The organism is Streptomyces sp. NPDC042638, from assembly GCF_040647235.1.
Lineage (GTDB): Bacteria > Actinomycetota > Actinomycetes > Streptomycetales > Streptomycetaceae > Streptomyces > Streptomyces rameus.
This window is the reverse complement of sequence record NZ_JBEZBT010000007.1, coordinates 88,168-107,498: the sequence shown is the minus strand read 5'-3', so window position 1 is coordinate 107,498 and position 19,331 is coordinate 88,168. Positions and strand designations below refer to the sequence as shown.

The following is a 19,331-nucleotide window of genomic DNA, read 5'->3' as shown; positions in this document are numbered from 1 at the left end:
CCGTTTGTCCACAGCCTGGAGGGGCCTGTAGCCAAAATGTGCCGGCGACCGAACAATCGGTAGGTGAGACGGGTCACAGCCGACTCGTCTCCCGTAGCCGCTCCCACGAGGAGGTGCCGTCATGACGGTTCTGGAGCAGCGGGGCGCGTACCGGCCATCGCCGCCGCCCGCCTGGCAGCCCCGTATGGACCCCGCGCCGCTGCTGCCCGACGCCGAGCCCTACCGCGTCCTCGGCACCGAGTCGGCCGCGAAGGCCGACCCCGGCCTGCTGCGCCGGCTGTACGCCGAGCTGGTGCGCGGGCGCCGGTACAACACGCAGGCCACCGCCCTGACCAAGCAGGGCCGGCTCGCCGTCTACCCGTCCAGCACCGGCCAGGAGGCCTGCGAGGTCGCCGCCGCCCTGGCGCTTCAGGAGCGCGACTGGCTCTTCCCCAGCTACCGCGACACGCTCGCCGTCGTCGCCCGGGGGGTGGACCCGGTCGAGGTGCTCACCCTGCTGCGCGGCGACTGGCACAACGGCTACGACCCCTACGCCCACCGGGTGGCCCCCCTCAGCACCCCGCTGGCCACCCAGCTGCCGCACGCCGTCGGCCTCGCCCACGCCGCCCGCCTCAAGGGCGACGACGTGGTCGCGCTCGCCATGGTCGGCGACGGCGGCACCAGCGAGGGCGACTTCCACGAGGCACTGAACTTCGCCGCCGTCTGGCAGGCGCCGGTCGTCTTCCTGGTGCAGAACAACGGCTTCGCCATCTCCGTCCCGCTCGCCAAGCAGACCGCCGCGCCCTCCCTGGCGCACAAGGCCGTCGGCTACGGCATGCCGGGCCGGCTGGTCGACGGCAACGACGCCGCGGCCGTGCACGAGGTCCTCGCCGACGCCGTACGGCACGCGCGCGCGGGCGGCGGACCCACCCTGGTCGAGGCGGTGACGTACCGCATCGACGCCCACACCAACGCCGACGACGCCACCCGGTACCGGGGCGACGCCGAGGTCGAAGCCTGGCGCGCCCACGACCCGGTCGAGCTGCTGGAACGCGAACTGACCACGCGCGGGCTGCTGGACGAGGCCGGTGTGGAGGCCGTCCGGCAGGACGCCGAGACGATGGCCGCCTCCTTGCGGGAGCGCATGAACCGGGACCCCGAACTCGACCCGATGGACCTCTTCGACCACGTCTACGCCGAGACGACGGCGCAACTGCGCGAGCAGCGCGCCCTGTTGCGGGCCGAGCTGGAGGCCGGGCAGGAGCAGCACGGCGAGCACGGCGAGGAGCCCGGCGCGCGGGAAGGCGGCGCCCGATGACGACCGTCGCCGTCAAGCCCGCCACCATGGCGCAGGCCCTCACGCGCGCGATGCGCGACGCGCTGGCCGCCGACCCCACCGTGCACGTCATGGGCGAGGACGTCGGCACCCTCGGCGGTGTCTTCCGCGTCACCGACGGCCTCGCCAAGGAGTTCGGCGAGGACCGCTGCACCGACACCCCGCTCGCCGAGGCCGGCATCCTCGGCACCGCCGTCGGCATGGCCATGTACGGCCTGCGGCCCGTGGTGGAGATGCAGTTCGACGCCTTCGCCTACCCGGCGTTCGAGCAGCTGATCAGCCATGTCTCCCGGATGCGCAACCGCACCCGCGGCAGGATGCCCCTGCCGATCACCGTGCGCGTCCCCTACGGCGGCGGCATCGGCGGCGTCGAGCACCACAGCGACTCCTCCGAGGCCTACTACATGGCGACCCCGGGGCTCCATGTCGTCACCCCGGCCACCGTCTCCGACGCCTACGGACTGCTGCGCCAGGCCATCGCCTCCGACGACCCGGTCGTCTTCCTGGAGCCCAAGCGGCTGTACTGGTCGAAGGACACCTGGAACCCCGAGCGGCCGACGGAGGTCGAGCCCATCGGCCGGGCCGTGGTGCGCCGCTCCGGCCGCAGCGCCACCCTCGTCACCTACGGTCCCTCGCTGCCGGTCTGCCTGGAGGCCGCCGAGGCCGCCCGGGCGGAGGGCTGGGACCTGGAGGTCGTCGACCTGCGCTCCCTGGTGCCGTTCGACGACGAGACGGTCTGCGCGGCCGTGCGGCGCACCGGCCGCGCGGTCGTCGTGCACGAGTCCACCGGGTTCGGCGGGCCGGGCGGCGAGATCGCGGCCCGGATCACCGAGCGCTGCTTCCACCACCTGGAGGCGCCGGTGCTGCGTGTCGCCGGGTTCGACATCCCGTATCCGCCGCCCATGCTGGAGCGGCACCACCTGCCCGGCGTCGACCGCATCCTGGACGCCGTGGCCCGGCTGCAGTGGGAGGCCGAGGGCTGATGGCTCAGGTGCTGGAGTTCAAGCTGCCCGACCTCGGGGAGGGACTCACCGAGGCGGAGATCGTCCGCTGGCTGGTCCAGGTCGGTGACGTGGTCACCGTCGACCAGCCGGTGGTCGAGGTCGAGACGGCCAAGGCGATGGTCGAGGTGCCCTGCCCCTACGGCGGCGTGGTCACCGCGCGCTTCGGCGAGGAGGGCACCGAACTGCCCGTCGGCTCTCCGCTCCTGACGGTCGCCGTGGGCGAACCGGCGGCGGAGCCGGAAGGCTCGGGCAACGTCCTGGTGGGCTACGGCACCCAGGCCCCGGCGGCACGCCGGCGCCGGGTCCGGGCGGCCACGACCGCAGCCGACGGGCGGGCGCGGCCCACCGGGAGGGCGGGTACGGCCACCGGCAACGGGCAGGCCCCGAAACCCGGCATCACCGCGACGGCACCCCCCACGCGCGGGACCGCACCGGCCACGGCGCGGACACCCGCGGCCCCGCCGGTGTCCGCGGCCGTGCCGGTGTCCGCGGCCGTGCCGGCCGAGGGCCCGGTCCCCGTGATCTCCCCCCTCGTGCGCAAGCTCGCCCGGGACAACGGCGTGGACCTGCGGCGGCTGACCGGCTCCGGACCGGACGGGCTCATCGTGCGCGCGGACGTCGAGGACGCGCTGCGGACCGGCACCGCGCCCGCCCGCACGGCCGGCGACCGGGCCGTACCGGCCGCCGCGGTCGCCCCACGTGCCGAGGGCGAGGTCCGGATCCCGCTCAAGGGCCTCCGCGGTGCCGTCGCCGACAAGCTCTCCCGCAGCCGCCGGGAGATCCCGGACGCGACCTGCTGGGTCGACGCCGACGCGACCGAGCTCATGCGCTCCCGGACCGCGATCAACGCCGCGGGAGGCCCGAAGATCTCCCTCCTGGCGCTGCTCGCCCGCATCTGCACGGCCGCCCTGGCCCGGTTTCCCGAGCTGAACTCCTACGTCGACACCGAGGCTCGCGAGATCGTCCAGCTCGGCCACGTCCACCTCGGGTTCGCCGCGCAGACCGAACGCGGGCTGGTCGTGCCGGTCGTCCGGGACGCCCACGCGCGCCACGCCGAATCCCTGACCGCCGAGTTCGCCCGGCTCACCGAGGCCGCCCGCACGGGCACGCTGACCCCCGCGGAACTCACCGGCGGAACCTTCACGCTGAACAACTACGGCGTGTTCGGCGTCGACGGCTCCACCCCGATCGTCAACCACCCCGAGGCGGCCATGCTGGGCGTCGGCCGCATCGTCCCCAAGCCGTGGGTGCACGAGGGCGAGCTGGCCGTCCGCCAGGTCGTACAGCTCTCGCTCACCTTCGACCACCGGGTGTGCGACGGGGGCACGGCGGGCGGCTTCCTGCGCTATGTGGCGGACTGCGTGGAACAGCCGGCGGTGCTGTTGCGCACGCTGTGAGAGACGCGCGGGCGCACGCCGTGGCGTCCGACAGGTCCGCAAGGAGGGGCCGGCAGGACATACTCGGGGGGTGACCGAGACCGCACCCGCCGTTTTCGGGGCGCCCGCGCCGTACGACGCCGTCGTGCTGGCCGGCGGCGCCGCCCGGCGGCTCGGCGGGGCCGACAAACCCGGGCTCCGGGTCGGGGGCCGCGCGCTGCTCGACCGGGTGCTCACGGCCTGCGCGGACGCCCGGACGACCGTCGTCGTGGCCGCTCCCCGGCCCACCGTCCGGCCGGTGCGCTGGGCGCGCGAGGAGCCGCCCGGCGGCGGACCGGTCGCCGCGCTGGAGGCCGGCCTGCGGTGCGCCACCGCAGGCCACACCGTCGTGCTCTCCGCCGACCTGCCCTTCCTCGAAGGGGACACGGTGGGAAGGCTGCTGACCGCCCTTCAGGACAGCGGTGCCGACGGCGCGCTGCTCACCGACGCCGACGGCCGGGACCAGCCGCTCGTGGCCGCCTACCGCACCGCGGCCCTGCGCCACGGCCTGACCGCCCTCGCCGCCACGCACGGCGGCCTGACCGGCCTTCCCCTGCGCCGGCTGACCGGCGCCCTGCGTCTCACCCGCGTTCCGGACCCACTCGCGTCGTTCGACTGCGACACCTGGGACGACATCGCCAACGCCAGGGCACGGATCAGGGAGCATGGGTACGTGTTGGATGAATGGATCTCCGCAGTCAAGGACGAACTGGGTATCGACCTGGACGTCGACACCGGCGTCCTGCTCGACCTGGCCCGTGACGCCGCACACGGCGTGGCCCGCCCCGCCGCGCCGCTGACGACCTTCCTCGTCGGCTACGCGGCGGCGAAGGGCAAGGGCGACCCCGAGGCCGTCGCCGAGGCCGCCCGCAGGATCGCCGCACTCGCCCTCCGCTGGGAAGAGGAGAGCGACGGCGGCAAAAACGAGAACAAGGGGGGCCCGAGCGCCCCGGACGCCGGATGACCGCCCCCGGCACCCGGGCGCAGACGCCCGCCGAGGACACGGACGACCTCGACGTCGAGGAGGCCCTGGCGCTGGTGAGAGAAGGCCCCCGGGAGAACCGGGACGACGGCGCGGACGACGGCACGGGCCGGCCGCCCGGGCCGCCCCCGCAGCCCTCCGGTGAACGGCCCGCCGAGCGGCACAGGGCCGTTCCCTGGCCCCGGGCCCGGGAGACCGCCGCCCGGGCCGCGCGGACCCAGGGCCCGAAGGGCACGGGCGGCGCCCGACGCGTCCCCGTCTCCGTGCCCCTCGCCGACGCCCTCGGACTGGTCCTGGCCGCCGCCCTCGACGCGCTCACCGACCTGCCCTCCTTCGACACCTCCGCGATGGACGGCTGGGCGGTCGCCGGGCCCGGCCCCTGGCAGGTACGGGACGAGGGGGTGCTCGCCGGACACGCGCAGCCCGAACCGCTCACCGACGGCGAGGCCGTGCGTATCGCCACCGGCGCCCGGATCCCCGCCGACACCACCGCCGTCCTGCGCACCGAACACGGCCGGATCGACGCCCAGGGGCGGCTGCACACCACCCGCGAGATGCTCCACGGCCAGGACATCCGGCCCCGCGGCCAGGAGTGCCGCATCGGCGACCAGTTGCTGCCCGTGGGCACCCTGGTCACTCCCGCCGTCCTGGGCCTCGCTGCGGCGGCCGGCTACGACACGGTCACCGTCGTCCCGCGTCCCCGTGCCGAAGTCCTCGTCCTCGGCGACGAGTTGCTGACCGAGGGCCTGCCGCACGACGGGCTGATCAGGGACGCGCTCGGCCCCATGCTGCCCTCCTGGCTGCGCGCGCTCGGGGCAGAGGTCATCGCGGTCCGCCGGATCGGCGACGACGCCCAGGCGCTCCGCAAGGCGGTCACCGGGTCCAAGGCCGACCTGATCATCACCACGGGCGGCACCGCGGCCGGGCCCGTCGACCACGTCCACCCGATCCTGGAACGCATCGGCGCCGAACTCCTCGTCGACGGCGTCAAGGTGCGCCCCGGCCATCCCATGCTGCTGGCCCGCACCAAGGACCACCAGCACCTCGTCGGCCTGCCCGGCAACCCCCTCGCGGCCGTATCCGGCCTGCTCACGCTCGCCGAACCGCTCCTTCGTACCCTCGCCGCCCGCCCCGCCCCCGAGCCGTACAGGCTGCCGCTCAGGGAGGCGGTGCAGGGGCACCCGTACGACACCCGGCTGATCCCCGTGGTGCTGCGCGGGGACCATGCCGTGCCGCTGCACTACAACGGCCCGGCCATGCTCCGGGGCATCGCCGCCGCCGACGGGCTGGCCGTCGTACCTCCGGGCGGGGCCCGGCAGGGTGAGGAGGCGGAAGTGCTGGACCTGCCGTGGGCCGCGGCCGGGATCGGGGTGTGTTTCACGTGAAACTTCCGGGTCACGACGCCATCGCCCGCCAAGCGGGCGAACACCTGGTGACCCAACGGGTGAAACTCCCGAGAAAAGTGGTGGAGCGCCCGATCCGCCAGGTCGTCCAGCGGCTGATCATGGCCCTGGTGGTGCTGGTCGCCACCGCGTTCGTCGTCTACGTCGACCACGACGGCTACCACGACAACTCCGACGGCTCCGTCGACCTGCTCGACGCCTTCTACTACGCGACCGTCACCCTCTCCACCACCGGTTACGGCGACATCACCCCGGTCAGCGACGGTGCCCGGCTCACCAACATCTTCGTCATCACGCCCCTGCGCGTGCTGTTCCTGATCATCCTCGTCGGCACCACGCTGGAGGTCCTCACCGAGCGCACCCGTGAGGAATGGCGCCTGAACCGCTGGAGGTCCACCTTGCGTGACCACACCGTCGTCATCGGCTTCGGCACGAAGGGGCGGTCGGCCATCCAGACCGTCTGCGCCACCGGGCTGAGGAAGGAGCAGGTGGTCGTCGTCGACCCCAGCTCCAAGGCGGTCGACGCGGCGACCGCGGAGGGGTACGCGGGGGTCATGGGCGATGCCACCCGCAGCGAGGTGCTCAAGCGCGCCGAGGTCCACAAGGCCCGGCAGATCATCATCGCCCCGCAGCGCGACGACACCTCGGTCCTCGTCACCCTGACCGCCCGCCAGCTCAACCGCAGCGCCAAGATCGTGGCCGCCGTCCGCGAGGAGGAGAACGCCCCGCTGCTCAAACAGTCCGGCGCCGACGCCGTCATCACCAGCTCCGGCGCGGCCGGCCGGCTGCTCGGACTGTCCGTGCTCAGCCCGGCCGCCGGCATGGTGATGGAGGACCTCATCCAGCAGGGCAGCGGCCTGGACCTGGTCGAGCGCCCGGTCGTCCGTGGTGAGGCGGGCAAGAGGCCGCGTGAGACCGACGACCTCGTGGTGAGCGTCGTCCGCGGACACCGGGTGCTCGGCTACGACGATCCGGCCATCGGCACCCTCCAGCTGACCGACCGGCTCATCACCATCGTCCGGGCCGGCCCGGACGCCCGGGTGACCCCGGACACCCGCCCCCTGCCGCACGAGTGACGGGACCGGTGGGGAGTAGCGTCATCGGCATGCATGCGATCACGATTCCCGAACCTGGTGGACCGGAGGCACTGGTGTGGGACGAGGTCCTCGATCCGGTGCCCGGCGAGGGCGAGGTGCTGGTCGAGGTGGTGGCCAGCGCCGTCAACCGCGCCGACATCCTGCAGCGTCAGGGCTTCTACAACCCGCCGCCCGGCGCCTCTCCCTACCCCGGCCTCGAATGCTCCGGCAGGATCGCCGCGCTCGGCCCCGGTGTCTCCGGCTGGGCCGTCGGCGACGAGGTGTGCGCGCTGCTCGCGGGCGGCGGCTACGCCGAGAAGGTGGCCGTACCGGCCGGGCAGCTGCTGCCCGTGCCCGAGGGTGTCGATCTCACCCGGGCGGCGGCGCTGCCCGAGGTGGTCTGCACGGTCTGGTCCAACGTGTTCATGATCTCCCACCTGCGTCCGGGTGAACGGCTGCTGGTGCACGGCGGCTCCAGCGGCATCGGCACGATGGCGATCCAGCTCGCCAAGGCCGTCGGCGCCGAGGTCGCGGTGACCGCCGGCACCAAGGAGAAGCTGGACTGCTGCGCCGAGCTGGGCGCGGACGTGCTCATCAACTACCGCGAGCAGGACTTCGTCGCCGAGATCAGGCAGGCCAGCGACGGTGCGGGTGCCGACGTCATCCTCGACAACATGGGCGCCAAGTACCTGGACCGCAACGTCCAGGCCCTCGCCGTCAACGGGCGGCTCGCGATCATCGGCTTGCAGGGCGGTGCGAAGGGGGAGCTGAACATCGGCGCGCTGCTCAACAAGCGGGCCGCGATCAGTGCGACCTCGCTGCGCGCCCGGCCGCTGAGCGAGAAGGCGGCCATCGTCGCCGCCGTGCGCGAGCACGTGTGGCCCCTGATCGCCGCAGGGCAGGTCCGCCCGGTGGTGGACCGTGAGCTGCCGATGCAGGAGGCGGCAGAGGCCCACCGCCTGGTGGAGGAGAGCGGTCACATCGGGAAGGTGCTGCTGGTGGCGCCGTAGCGGCTGGGCCGGTGCCGGGCGGTCAGTTCCTGCGCAGTCGCAGGCCCAGGAGCGCCAGCCCCAGGCCCAGGCCTATGAGGACCAGGCCGCTGCCCAGCGGGAGGATCCGCAGGACCGGCTCCGCGGGGGCCTCGCCCTGCTGGGCCGCCTGCTGGGTGTCGGACTGCGGCGCAGGCGTGGCGGGGTCGAGTCCGGATTCCGCGGGCGACTGGGAGGCGGCCGGCAGGTTCGTGGTCTCCGGCTCCGCCGGCTGTGCGGCGGGAGTGGCTGTGGCCAGGTCGTCGTCGCCCTCCACCTCGGTCGCGAGCCCGTCCGCCCGGCCCGGCCGCATCCGCCCCTCACCGGGCCTGCTGCCCGCCCGGGACGGTGACGCGGAGGTGAGGGAGAGGTAGGGGCGCACCGACGCCGAGGCGGAGTCGGACGGCACGGGCACGGGCGAGTCGTGGTGCGCCGGACCTGCGGAGGCGGACGGCTCCGGGCTCGGGCCGTCGTCGCCCGGCCGTTCCCGCTCCGGGTGCCCGCGGACCGGGGCGGGGTGCCGGGGCGGGGAGTGGTCCGGGGACGCGTGCCGCGTCGGCGCCGGCTGCTCCTCCCCGTGTCCCCTGGCGGACGCGCGGGCGGGGCCCGGCTCGGCGGTGTACGCGGCTGTGCTGCCGTACGCGGCGGCGGCGCCGTACACCGGCACGGCCGTCGCCGTCAGGACGACCAGCAGCCGCAGACAGCGGAGCGTGAGTCGCTGGCGTGGAGTCACGTCGGTGACCTCCCGGAACCCAGGTGCCATGACCTACGGATAACCAACGGAAACAAGCCTCACATTGAGCGCTTGATGGGGCATTTCGGATTGAGCCGACAGGTCTAAACGGTGGATCAACGCCACGAGGGGGCACCACGGTGATGAGCTGTCCGCGTGCGAGAGAATGGCGGCATGGAGATGCCGAGGAACGAACGGTCGCCCGAGAATCCCCAGATCCTGGTCGTGGGCCAGGACGGTATGGCGCTCGGCGGCGGCGGTGGCGGGGACGACGGCTCCCGTGAGACCCCGCTGACGGAGCAGGTCGAGCAGCCGGCCAAGGTCATGCGGATCGGCAGCATGATCAAGCAGCTCCTGGAGGAGGTGCGCGCGGCTCCCCTCGACGAGGCCAGCCGGGTCCGGCTGAAGGAGATCCACGCCAGCTCGGTGAAGGAGCTGGAGGACGGCCTGGCCCCGGAACTGGTCGAGGAACTGGAACGGCTCTCCCTGCCGTTCACCGACGAGGCCACCCCGAGCGACGCGGAACTGCGGATCGCGCAGGCGCAGTTGGTGGGCTGGCTGGAGGGCCTCTTCCACGGGATCCAGACGACGCTGTTCGCCCAGCAGATGGCCGCGCGGGCCCAGCTGGAGCAGATGCGCCGCGCGCTCCCGCCGGGCGTCTCCGGCCACGAGGGCGGCGACGACCCCATGGGCGGCCGCTCGGGCGGACCGTACCTGTAAGCAGCCCGCCGGCCCACTCGGCCGGAGCACCGGACACGACACACGCAGGGCCCGGCGGACGACCGCCGGGCCCGACCTATTCGCCGGGCCGCCGGAGCCGGCGGGGGCTACGCCCGGGTGCGGGTCACTACGCGGGATTGCCCGTCGACACACTCAGCTCGATGGTGCCCACGTTCTTCGGGTCGACGTCGGTGCCCTGGGCGGGGAACTGGTTCATGACCGTCCCGTCGCCCCAGGTGTTGTCGTCCTGCTGCTTGATGTCCCACTTCCAGCCCGCGGCCTGGAGGCACTCCTTCACGGAGTCGATGTCCTTGAACCGGAAGTCGGGCATCTGGGCCTTCTTCGGGTCGGTGTAGGACTCCTGCGGATCGGTGCACTTCTGCTTGTCGATCCGCCGGGTGTGGTCCGGACCGCGATATCCCGCACGGTGGGACGCGGACTGCGAGGCCGCCGAGCCGCCGCCCTGCGCCTCGTCGGTGCCACCGCCGGCGTTCTTCAGGGACAGCGCGACGATCAGCCCGGCGACCACGATGGCCGCCATCGCGACCGCGGCGATGACCCTCGGCCGCTTGTCCCGGACGCGCACGCCGGGCCCCCCGGCCGTGGCCGGGGAACCCGCGTACGGCGGCGGGGTCTGCGGGCCGTAGCCGACGGGAGGTGTCGGGTACCCGGCTGCCGCGGGAGGGGGCTGGTACGCGCCCTGCTGCGGATAGCCGTAGGAAGGGGCGGGCGCCGGGTGGCCGTACGGGCTGGGGGCCGGAGCCGGCTGGTACGGCGTCTGCACCTGGCCCTGGGGCGCCGAGGGCGCCTGGCCGACCGGCGGGAACACCGCGGAACCGACACCCGCCCCGCTCTGCCGCGGCCCGGCACCCGGCACGATGCTCGGCGGGGCCGCCTGGAAGGAGGCCGCGACGCGCAGGCACTCGGCACGCATGGACTCGGCGGTCGGGAAACGCTCGTTCGGGTTCTTCTTCAGCGCGCGGGCGACCAGCGCGTCCACGGCGGGCGGCAGCGCACGGTTGACCGAGGAGGGCGCCACCGGCTCCTCCTGCACGTGCGCGTACGCGATCGCCAGCGGCGAGTCGGCGTCGAACGGCAGCCGTCCGGTGACCAGTTGGAAGAGCATGATGCCGACCGAGTACAGGTCGGAGCGGGCGTCCACGCTCCGGCCCAGTGCCTGCTCGGGCGAGAGGTACTGCGGGGTGCCGACGACCATGCCGGTCTGCGTCATCGAGGTGACGCCGGACTGCATGGCGCGGGCGATGCCGAAGTCCATCACCTTGACCACGCCACGCCTGGTCGTCATCACGTTGCCCGGCTTGATGTCGCGGTGGACCAGCCCCATCTCGTGGCTGATCTCCAGGGCGGCGAGCACGTCGGCGGTGATCCTCAGGGCCTTGTCGGCGGGCATCGCGCCGTACTGCCGGATGTCCTCCTCCAGGACCGAGCCCAGCGGCCGGCCCTCGACGTACTCCATGACGATGTACGGCGTCGCCGTGCCGGTCAGCTCGTCCTCGCCCGTGTCGAAGACGGACACGATGTTGGTGTGCGTGAGCTTCGCCACGGCCTGCGCCTCGCGGCGGAAGCGCTCGCGGAAGGCCTGTTCGCGGCCCAGTTCGGTGTGGAGCGTCTTGATGGCGACCTGGCGGTCCAGCACCGTGTCGTACGCCAGGTGCACCGAGGCCATGCCGCCCTCGCCCAGCAAGTCGCGCAGCTGGTAGCGGCCACCGGCCAGCGCTTGCCCCGCGTACCGGCCGTGTGCGCCGTCCTGGCTCATCTCTCCGCGTCCCCCACTGGCCGTCCGGCGCCGTCGACCAGCGGACAGGCCTTGATCGAATCTCTCATTCCCGGCCAAGTCTGCCCCAGGGCCCCGGCACGTCAAGCTCGGTGCCCGTTCCGTGACCGTACGGGCAGGAAGCGTCGCGCAAGCGTTACAGGTGATGTACGACCGGCACACAGAATTTGCACGACAGCGCCTGCTACAGGTTTCATGGCCGGTCCGTCACGGGTCGGTCCCGGTTGCCGTTCCGAACCGGCGGCCCCCATGGAGGCTGTAGCGTGGCCGACGGAGACCGTGACAACACCGCGCGCACCGCGGGCAGAAACGACGGCGAGGACTGATGGCACAGACGCAGCGCTCTCAGGGCCCGTCCGACCCCGAGGCGACTGGCGGCGGCGTGTCGGACGCGCCGGAGCTGTGGGGCAACGGCGGGCTCGTCGGCGACGGCCGGTACCGGCTGACGCACCGGCTGGGCCGGGGCGGCATGGCCGAGGTGTTCGCGGCCGAGGACGTCCGCCTGGGCCGCACGGTCGCGGTCAAGCTGCTCCGCGCGGACCTGGCCGAGGACCCGGTCTCCAAGGCGCGCTTCACACGCGAGGCGCAGTCGGTCGCGGGCCTCAACCACCACGCGATCGTCGCCGTGTACGACTCCGGCGAGGATGTGGTGGGCGGCCAGTCCGTGCCGTACATCGTCATGGAGCTGGTCGAGGGCCGGACCATCCGCGACCTGCTGCTGAACGCCGAGGCGCCGGGCCCCGAGCAGGCCCTGATCATCACCTCCGGCGTGCTGGAGGCGCTCGCCTACTCGCACCAGCATGGCATCGTGCACCGTGACATCAAGCCGGCGAATGTCATCATCACCCACAGCGGCGCCGTCAAGGTGATGGACTTCGGCATCGCCCGCGCCCTGCACGGCGCGTCCACGACGATGACGCAGACCGGCATGGTCATGGGCACCCCGCAGTACCTCTCCCCGGAGCAGGCGCTCGGCAAGGCCGTCGACCACCGCTCCGACCTGTACGCGACCGGCTGCCTGCTCTACGAACTCCTCTCGCTGCGGCCCCCGTTCACCGGTGAGACCCCGCTGTCGGTGGTCTACCAGCACGTCCAGGACATGCCGGTACCGCCGTCGCAGGTCGCCGACGGGACCTGCCCGCCCGAGCTGGACGGCCTGGTCATGCGCTCTCTCGCCAAGGAGCCCGACGACCGGTTCCAGACGGCCGAGGAGATGCGCGGCATGGTCCAGTACGGCCTGCAGATGCTGTACGAGCAGGGCGGCCACACCGGCACCTGGAACACCGGCCCGGTCCAGACGCACGACGGCCGGCACACCCCGGCGGGCGGCTTCGCCGGGACGACCGTCATGCCCCACTCCACGGAGGGGGCCGGCACCGCGCAGATCCCGCAGCCGATCCTGCCCGCCGGCTACGGCAACGGCGACGACGGCGGTTTCGAGGGGCACGGCAACAAGGGCAGCGGGCGCGGCAAGCTGGTGGTGCTGGCCGTGCTCGCCGTCATCGCGATCGCGGCGGGCGTCGCGCTGGCGCTGAAGGGCGCGGGCGGCAACGGCGGCAGCGGCACCGACACCAAGCCGAAGACGACGCACTCCAAGAGCACGAAGGACACGTCGCCCTCCCCGACCCCGTCCGACAAGAACCAGACCGACCAGCCCACCGATACCTCCACGGACACCGGCTCGGACACGGGCACCGGGTCCGGCTGGCCGCCGGCGACCACGCCGTCCTACAGCCAGTCGCAGTCGGCCAGTTCCACCCCGAGCGACGAGCCCTCGAACCCGGAGCCCTCGCAGTCGCAGCCCACGAACCCGACGGACGGCGGGACCACGGCCGGCGGCGACACGACCGACGGGACCACCGACGGGGGGACCACCGACGCCGGCGCCACCGACGGCGGAGCCACGCAGGGCGGCACCGGCACCACCACCGACGGGACCACGACGGACGGCACCTCGGGCGCCACCGCCGGCGGTTGAAGGACGCCCACGGCGGCCGGGACGGCGCCGGCCGGCCCGGGCGGCCCGGCCTGATCCGAGGGTGTCCGCGGCGGGCCGCCCCGGCTCACTGCACGAACGCGTCGCACACCGCGTCGTACTCGCGCGTCCACCACACCGCGAGTGCCGACGCGGCCGGGAACTGGCAGTCCGCGCGCGTGTCGCCGCGCTCGTAGTGCCAGCGCAGCATCCAGAAGTCGTTCAGCCGCTCCCACCACACCCGGTGCACGGCCGCCGCCAGCTCCGAGGGCGTGGCACCGGCCGCGCGCCGGTACGTGCGTGCGTAGGCACGCACCTTCGGCAGGTCCAGCGTCCCGCCGGGCCGGACGAAGAAGATCACGGCGGCGCGGACCGCCTCCTCCGCGCGCGGCTGCACGCCGAGCCGGTCCCAGTCCACGATGGCGGCCGGGGCGTCGTCCTTGTAGAGCAGGTTGAACGGGTGGAAGTCGCCGTGCACCCAGCCCACCGAGCCGCCGCGCGGCGGGCGCCGGCCCGCGTGCTGCTCCAGGAGCGCGCGGCGCTCCAGCAGCCGGTGCCGGGCGAGTTCGTCGAAGGCGTCGGCGGGCCGGTGCCGGCGTACATGCGCGAGCAGGTCGTCGATGAGGGCGAAGGTGTCCGCCGGGTCGGCGCTCTCCACGGGGTGCGGGCTCGTCGCCGGACGCGTGCGTCCCTTGGGGGGCATCACACGCTCCAGACAGGCGTGTACGGCCCCCAGGAGCGCTCCGAGGCGGGCGCTCTCCCCGCGGGTGAGCTGACCGCCGTGACGGTGCCTGCCGTCGATCCAGGGGTGCAGTGCGTAGGCGTGGCCGCCGACGACGGCGACCGTGCGGCCCTCCCGGTGCGCGAGCGGCGGGGCGACCGGGACGCCGAGGTCGGCCAGGCGCTGGGTGGCCCGGTGCCGGCGTTCGATGGCGGCCGGGTCGGCGGTGTCCGGGTCGAAGTGGTGTTTGAGGAAGTAGCGGCCGCGTGTGGTGCACAGCCGGTAGCCGCGGTTGAGCAGTCCCTGGTCGACCGGCTCACAGGTGAGGGCGGTACCCGCCGCATACAGGCGGAGCAGGGCGCCCAGAGGGGGCGCATGGGGCACAACGGGGGGTACACATGAGCGCGGCACGCGCCAGATGGTAGGGCACGCGCGGCCCCTGTGAGCTGGGCCTTGTCACAGCCAGTCGCCAATGGTCGCTTTCAGTCATCGCGCGGGCTTTTCCGCCTGCATACGGGCGACAAGGGCAGCGGCCGGAGAGGGTGTCACCGCATTCCGGATTCGGTGAGCGGGCCCGAGGCGGAATTCTTGATCGTCTTTCTCCGTCGGATGACCGGATGACCGGACGCCAGGAAGGAGGCCGGAAGGAGCCGGAAGGAGCCGGAAGGAGCCGGAAGGAGCCGGAAGGAGCCGGAAGAAGGCCGGAAGGACGCCGGAAGGACGCGGGAAGGACGGCCGGACGGAGGACATCTCCTCTACGTCGCGGCGTGCGGTCTCCTGGCTATCGCGCGGAAAAACCCCTATATTTCCCGCTTCGCGCACGAGGTACGTCTCACATGGAACTCTTCCCGGGACCCGGGTGGGCGAGATAACGTGCGGTTGCTCCGGACGGCCGCAACGCTGTGACCAGCGCGCTTTCGCATTGCCTCGATTTACTTGGAAATCCAAGCAAAATCGCAGGTCAAACGAGGTTTCACAGAAATGTGAGGCACTGGGTAACGTAATGGTTGCAGGGCGCTCGCCGGGGCACCTGTCACGCCTGTTCCCGGCCGAGTGGCACCCACCCCGTGCCCGGTGGTCGACAACAGGTGAGCCGCACTGGCCTACCGGCAACCCCGGGGGCCGGAACGACGGAGGAGCACACGTGACCGTGGAGAGCAGTGCCGCGCGCCAGCCGCGACGCAGCGCCGCAGGCAAGGCCGGCACCACCGGCAGCAGTACCGGAGCCACCGGCACCAAGCGCACCACCCGCAGTACCGCGAAGAAGAGCGCCGACCCCGAACTCGTGCAGTTGCTGACCCCGGAGGGCAAGCGGGTCAAGAACGCCGAGTACGACGCCTACGTCGCCGGCATCACCCCCGAAGAGCTGCGCGGCCTCTACCGCGACATGGTGCTCACCCGTCGCTTCGACGCCGAGGCCACCGCCCTGCAGCGCCAGGGCGAACTGGGCCTGTGGGCCTCCCTGCTGGGGCAGGAGGCGGCACAGATCGGCTCCGGCCGGGCCACCCGCGAGGACGACTACGTCTTCCCGACCTACCGCGAGCACGGCGTCGCCTGGTGCCGCGGGGTCGACCCGACCAACCTGCTCGGCATGTTCCGCGGCGTGAACAACGGCGGCTGGGACCCGAACAGCAACAACTTCCACCTCTACACGATCGTCATCGGCTCCCAGGCGCTGCACGCCACCGGCTACGCCATGGGCATCACCAAGGACGGCGCGGACTCGGCGGTCATCGCCTACTTCGGCGACGGCGCCTCCAGCCAGGGCGACGTCGCCGAATCGTTCACCTTCTCCGCGGTCTACAACGCCCCGGTGGTGTTCTTCTGCCAGAACAACCAGTGGGCGATCTCCGAGCCGACCGAGCGCCAGACCCGCGTCCCGCTCTACCAGCGCGCCCAGGGGTACGGCTTCCCCGGCGTCCGCGTCGACGGCAACGACGTGCTGGCCTGCCTCGCGGTCACCAAGTGGGCGCTGGAACGCGCCCGCAGCGGCGAGGGCCCCACCCTCGTGGAGGCGTACACCTACCGCATGGGCGCCCACACCACCTCCGACGACCCCACCCGCTACCGGGGCGACGAGGAGCGGATGGCCTGGGAGGCGAAGGACCCGATCCTGCGCCTTCGCCGGCACCTGGAGGCCTCAAACCACGCGGACGAGGGATTCTTCGCGGAACTCGAGGCCGAGTCCGAGGCGTTGGGCAGACGAGTGCGCGAAGCGGTCCGCGCCATGCCCGACCCGGACCGCTTCGCCATCTTCGAGAACGCGTACGCGGACGGGCACGCGCTCGTCGACGAGGAGCGCGCCCAGTTCGCCGCATACCAGGCGTCGTTCGCCGATGAAGGGGGTCACTGAGATGGCCGAGAAGATGGCGATGGCCAAGGCCATCAACGAGTCGTTGCGCCATGCGCTGGACACCGACCCCAAGGTGCTGGTCATGGGCGAGGACGTCGGCAAGCTCGGCGGTGTCTTCCGGGTGACGGACGGCCTGCAGAAGGACTTCGGCGAGAGCCGGGTGATCGACACCCCGCTCGCCGAGTCCGGCATCGTCGGCACCGCCATCGGCCTGGCCCTGCGCGGCTACCGCCCGGTGGTGGAGATCCAGTTCGACGGCTTCGTCTTCCCGGCCTACGACCAGATCGTCACCCAGCTCGCGAAGATGCACGCGCGCTCGCTGGGCAAGGTCAAGCTGCCGGTCGTCGTCCGCATCCCCTACGGCGGCGGCATCGGCGCGGTCGAGCACCACTCCGAGTCCCCCGAGGCGCTGTTCGCGCACGTGGCGGGCCTGAAGGTGGTCAGCCCGTCCAACGCCTCGGACGCGTACTGGATGATGCAGCAGGCCATCCAGAGCGACGACCCGGTGATCTACTTCGAGCCCAAGCGGCGGTACTGGGACAAGGCCGAGGTCGACTTCGAGGCGATCCCGGCCCCGCTGCACAGGGCGCGCGTGGTCCGCGAGGGCACCGACCTCACCCTGGCGGCCTACGGCCCGATGGTGAAGCTCTGCCAGGAGGTCGCCGACGCGGCGGCCGAGGAGGGCAAGTCCCTGGAGGTCCTGGACCTGCGCTCGGTCAGCCCCCTCGACTTCGACGCCGTCCAGTCCTCGGTGGAGAAGACCCGCCGCCTGGTCGTGGTGCACGAGGCGCCGGTGTTCTTCGGCTCCGGCGCGGAGATCGCCGCACGGATCACCGAGCGCTGCTTCTACCACCTGGAGGCACCGGTCCTGCGGGTCGGCGGCTACCACGCCCCGTACCCGCCGGCCCGCCTGGAGGAGGAGTACCTGCCCGACCTCGACCGCGTGCTCGACGCCGTCGACCGCTCGCTGGCGTACTGAGGAGAGGGTCGTGACGACGATGACAGAAGCGTCCGTACGCGAGTTCAAGATGCCCGACGTGGGCGAGGGACTCACCGAGGCGGAGATCCTCAAGTGGTACGTCCAGCCGGGTGACACGGTCACCGACGGCCAGGTCGTCTGCGAGGTGGAGACCGCCAAGGCGGCGGTGGAGCTGCCCATCCCCTACGACGGCGTGGTCCGCGCGCTGCACTTCCCCGAGGGCACCACGGTGGACGTGGGCACGTCCATCATCGCGGTGGCCGTGGCCGGTGCCGGGGGTGCCGCACCGGAGGCGCCCGCCGAGCAGCCGAAGCCGGAAGCGGCTGAGCCGGAGGAGGAGCCGAAGCCGCAGGGCCGCCAGCCGGTCCTCGTCGGCTACGGCGTGGCCACCTCCGCCACCAGGCGCCGCCCCCGCAAGGGCCCCGAGGCCACGGTCCCGGCACAGGCGGCACAGGCCGTCCAGGCGGAGCTGAACGGCCACGACGGCGCGGTCACCGACAAGGCCCGCCCGCTGGCCAAGCCGCCGGTGCGCAAGCTGGCCAAGGACCTGGGCGTCGACCTGGCCGCGATCGTCCCGTCCGGCGCGGACGGCATCATCACCCGCGAGGACGTCCACGCGGCGGCCACGGCCACCACCGCTCCCGAGCCGGTGGTGAAGACCCCCGCCGCCGTCCGCCCGGCCCCGGCCCCCGCGGCCCCTGCCGCGACCTTCGACGGCGCGCGTGAGACGCGGGTCCCGGTCAAGGGCGTGCGCAAGGCGACGGCTGCGGCGATGGTCGGTTCGGCGTTCACGGCGCCGCACGTCACGGAGTTCGTGACGGTCGACGTGACCCGCACGATGAAGCTGGTCGAGGAGCTGAAGCAGGACAAGGACATGCAGGGCCTGCGGGTCAACCCGCTCCTGCTGATCGCCAAGGCCCTGCTGGTCGCCATCAAGCGCAACCCGGACGTCAACGCGTCCTGGGACGAGGCCAACCAGGAGATCGTGCTCAAGCACTACGTCAACCTGGGCATCGCGGCGGCGACTCCGCGTGGGCTGATCGTGCCGAACATCAAGGACGCCCACGCCAAGACGCTGCCACAGCTGGCGGAGTCGCTGGGCGAGCTGGTGTCGACGGCCCGCGAGGGCAAGACCTCGCCGGCCGCGATGCAGGGCGGCACGGTGACCATCACCAACGTGGGCGTCTTCGGCGTCGACACGGGCACCCCGATCCTCAACCCGGGGGAGTCGGCGATCCTCGCGGTCGGCGCGATCAAGCTCCAGCCGTGGGTCCACAAGGGCAAGGTCAAGCCGCGCCAGGTCACCACGCTGGCGCTGAGCTTCGACCACCGCCTGGTGGACGGCGAGCTGGGCTCGAAGGTGCTGGCTGACGTGGCGGCCGTCCTGGAGCAGCCGAAGCGGCTGATCACCTGGGCGTGAGCCGAGAGGGCCGCGCACCCGTCCCCGGGCGCGCGGCTCAGCCCTCGCCGGCGGTCAGGCGGCCGTTCGCCATGCCGTCCAGGACGGCACGCCGCCGGCGCCCGCGTTCCCGCGCGCCCCGGCGGGTGTCCGGGTTCCCGTGCGTGGCGGCGGTACGGAGTGCGGCGGCCAGTCGGCCGGCCGCGTAGCCGGGGTTCGCCTGGGCGAGGGGCTGCTGCTCAGCGTCGTCGTTCATAGCCGACGTGGCGGGTTCCGCCCCCGCGCCCTCCGGGCTGAGAGCCCGGTGCTCTGCTGCTGAGCTACACGTCGATGGGCCGACGGCAGACAGCCACAGCCGGTGCGTACGAACGGATTTTCCGTCCGGATGCGGACATGAGCGGCTCCCGGCCCGGTCATGGGTGCCGGCGCAGCG

Annotated in this window: 16 protein-coding genes and 1 tRNA gene; 12 read left to right on the top strand and 5 right to left on the bottom strand. The window is 72.9% G+C overall.

Translation table 11 applies throughout. The features are described from left to right. Positions 1 to 121 precede the first annotated feature (121 nt). The 7 genes from pdhA (AB0B40_RS08695) to AB0B40_RS08665 all read left to right on the top strand — a co-directional run bounded on the left by pdhA (AB0B40_RS08695) (position 122) and on the right by AB0B40_RS08665 (position 8,205). A complete protein-coding gene (gene pdhA / locus AB0B40_RS08695; protein ID WP_362263579.1) occupies positions 122 to 1,297 on the top strand; it encodes a pyruvate dehydrogenase (acetyl-transferring) E1 component subunit alpha in 1,176 nt (391 codons plus the stop codon). Next, positions 1,294 to 2,298 (top strand): alpha-ketoacid dehydrogenase subunit beta, encoded by a 1,005-nt coding sequence (locus AB0B40_RS08690; protein ID WP_345047314.1) that lies wholly within the window; start codon positions 1,294 to 1,296, stop codon positions 2,296 to 2,298. Before pdhA (AB0B40_RS08695) ends, AB0B40_RS08690 begins: the two co-directional genes overlap by 4 nt. Further along, positions 2,298 to 3,716, top strand: a complete 1,419-nt coding sequence (locus AB0B40_RS08685) for a dihydrolipoamide acetyltransferase family protein (protein ID WP_362263578.1) — start codon at positions 2,298 to 2,300, stop codon at positions 3,714 to 3,716. The genes AB0B40_RS08690 and AB0B40_RS08685 overlap by 1 nt, the downstream gene beginning before the upstream one ends. 70 nt (positions 3,717 to 3,786) lie before the next feature. Then, positions 3,787 to 4,698 (top strand): NTP transferase domain-containing protein, encoded by a 912-nt coding sequence (locus AB0B40_RS08680; RefSeq protein ID WP_345047317.1) that lies wholly within the window; start codon positions 3,787 to 3,789, stop codon positions 4,696 to 4,698. After that, a complete protein-coding gene (locus tag AB0B40_RS08675; protein ID WP_362263577.1) occupies positions 4,695 to 6,101 on the top strand; it encodes a molybdopterin molybdotransferase MoeA in 1,407 nt (468 codons plus the stop codon). The genes AB0B40_RS08680 and AB0B40_RS08675 overlap by 4 nt, the downstream gene beginning before the upstream one ends. Continuing rightward, positions 6,098 to 7,195 (top strand): potassium channel family protein, encoded by a 1,098-nt coding sequence (locus tag AB0B40_RS08670; protein ID WP_362263576.1) that lies wholly within the window; start codon positions 6,098 to 6,100, stop codon positions 7,193 to 7,195. The genes AB0B40_RS08675 and AB0B40_RS08670 overlap by 4 nt, the downstream gene beginning before the upstream one ends. A gap of 29 nt (positions 7,196 to 7,224) precedes the next feature. Next, positions 7,225 to 8,205 carry an NAD(P)H-quinone oxidoreductase gene (locus AB0B40_RS08665; RefSeq protein WP_362263575.1) on the top strand — a complete coding sequence of 327 codons (981 nt, stop codon included), beginning with the start codon at positions 7,225 to 7,227 and terminating at the stop codon, positions 8,203 to 8,205. A 22-nt stretch (positions 8,206 to 8,227) separates the two neighbouring features. Here the strand turns inward: AB0B40_RS08665 and AB0B40_RS08660 are convergent, their stop codons facing one another. Next, positions 8,228 to 8,986, bottom strand: a complete 759-nt coding sequence (locus tag AB0B40_RS08660) for a hypothetical protein (protein WP_345047322.1) — start codon at positions 8,984 to 8,986, stop codon at positions 8,228 to 8,230. 144 nt (positions 8,987 to 9,130) lie between these two features. Here AB0B40_RS08660 and AB0B40_RS08655 point away from each other — a divergent pair, with 144 nt between their 5' ends. Next, complete coding sequence (locus AB0B40_RS08655) at positions 9,131 to 9,676, top strand: bacterial proteasome activator family protein (RefSeq protein ID WP_345047323.1); 546 nt, start codon at positions 9,131 to 9,133, stop codon at positions 9,674 to 9,676. Positions 9,677 to 9,803: 127 nt separating this feature from the next. On the opposite strand, the gene AB0B40_RS08650 is transcribed toward AB0B40_RS08655, so the two are convergent. Then, complete coding sequence (locus AB0B40_RS08650) at positions 9,804 to 11,453, bottom strand: protein kinase (RefSeq protein WP_362263574.1); 1,650 nt, start codon at positions 11,451 to 11,453, stop codon at positions 9,804 to 9,806. A gap of 343 nt (positions 11,454 to 11,796) precedes the next feature. Between AB0B40_RS08650 and AB0B40_RS08645 the strand changes: the two genes are divergently transcribed. Next, positions 11,797 to 13,449, top strand: coding sequence for a protein kinase (locus tag AB0B40_RS08645; protein WP_345047326.1), 1,653 nt, complete (start codon positions 11,797 to 11,799; stop codon positions 13,447 to 13,449). Positions 13,450 to 13,534: 85 nt separating this feature from the next. Here AB0B40_RS08645 and AB0B40_RS08640 read toward each other — a convergent pair whose 3' ends face one another. Further along, the gene (locus tag AB0B40_RS08640) at positions 13,535 to 14,551 is read right to left on the bottom strand and encodes a phosphotransferase (RefSeq protein ID WP_345047328.1); all 1,017 of its coding nucleotides are present in this window, start codon (positions 14,549 to 14,551) and stop codon (positions 13,535 to 13,537) included. A gap of 760 nt (positions 14,552 to 15,311) precedes the next feature. On the opposite strand from AB0B40_RS08640, the gene pdhA (AB0B40_RS08635) reads away from it, so the two are divergent. Genes pdhA (AB0B40_RS08635) through AB0B40_RS08625 form a run of 3 tightly spaced genes read left to right on the top strand, consistent with a single transcriptional unit; the run spans position 15,312 to position 18,919 of the window. Then, positions 15,312 to 16,520 carry a pyruvate dehydrogenase (acetyl-transferring) E1 component subunit alpha gene (pdhA, locus tag AB0B40_RS08635; RefSeq protein ID WP_345047330.1) on the top strand — a complete coding sequence of 403 codons (1,209 nt, stop codon included), beginning with the start codon at positions 15,312 to 15,314 and terminating at the stop codon, positions 16,518 to 16,520. 1 nt (position 16,521) lies between these two features. Further along, positions 16,522 to 17,499 (top strand): alpha-ketoacid dehydrogenase subunit beta, encoded by a 978-nt coding sequence (locus AB0B40_RS08630; protein WP_345047331.1) that lies wholly within the window; start codon positions 16,522 to 16,524, stop codon positions 17,497 to 17,499. Positions 17,500 to 17,509: 10 nt separating this feature from the next. Further along, positions 17,510 to 18,919, top strand: a complete 1,410-nt coding sequence (locus AB0B40_RS08625) for a dihydrolipoamide acetyltransferase family protein (protein ID WP_362263573.1) — start codon at positions 17,510 to 17,512, stop codon at positions 18,917 to 18,919. 37 nt (positions 18,920 to 18,956) lie between these two features. Here AB0B40_RS08625 and AB0B40_RS08620 read toward each other — a convergent pair whose 3' ends face one another. Next, entirely contained in the window at positions 18,957 to 19,154 is a 198-nt protein-coding gene (locus tag AB0B40_RS08620) for a hypothetical protein (RefSeq protein ID WP_345047334.1), read from the bottom strand. 2 nt (positions 19,155 to 19,156) lie between these two features. Further along, a tRNA-Glu gene (locus AB0B40_RS08615) sits at positions 19,157 to 19,228 on the bottom strand. Positions 19,229 to 19,331 lie beyond the last annotated feature (103 nt).

Coding starts and splice junctions, on each gene's coding strand:
- AB0B40_RS08675 (WP_362263577.1), top strand. CDS start 4,695: ATGACCGCCCCCGGCACCCGGGCGCAGACGCCCGCCGAGGACACGGAC.
- AB0B40_RS08665 (WP_362263575.1), top strand. CDS start 7,225: ATGCATGCGATCACGATTCCCGAACCTGGTGGACCGGAGGCACTGGTG.
- AB0B40_RS08660 (WP_345047322.1), bottom strand. CDS start 8,986: ATGGCACCTGGGTTCCGGGAGGTCACCGACGTGACTCCACGCCAGCGA.
- AB0B40_RS08650 (WP_362263574.1), bottom strand. CDS start 11,453: ATGAGCCAGGACGGCGCACACGGCCGGTACGCGGGGCAAGCGCTGGCC.
- AB0B40_RS08655 (WP_345047323.1), top strand. CDS start 9,131: ATGGAGATGCCGAGGAACGAACGGTCGCCCGAGAATCCCCAGATCCTG.
- AB0B40_RS08620 (WP_345047334.1), bottom strand. CDS start 19,154: ATGAACGACGACGCTGAGCAGCAGCCCCTCGCCCAGGCGAACCCCGGC.
- AB0B40_RS08645 (WP_345047326.1), top strand. CDS start 11,797: ATGGCACAGACGCAGCGCTCTCAGGGCCCGTCCGACCCCGAGGCGACT.
- pdhA (WP_362263579.1), top strand. CDS start 122: ATGACGGTTCTGGAGCAGCGGGGCGCGTACCGGCCATCGCCGCCGCCC.
- AB0B40_RS08685 (WP_362263578.1), top strand. CDS start 2,298: ATGGCTCAGGTGCTGGAGTTCAAGCTGCCCGACCTCGGGGAGGGACTC.
- AB0B40_RS08690 (WP_345047314.1), top strand. CDS start 1,294: ATGACGACCGTCGCCGTCAAGCCCGCCACCATGGCGCAGGCCCTCACG.
- AB0B40_RS08630 (WP_345047331.1), top strand. CDS start 16,522: ATGGCCGAGAAGATGGCGATGGCCAAGGCCATCAACGAGTCGTTGCGC.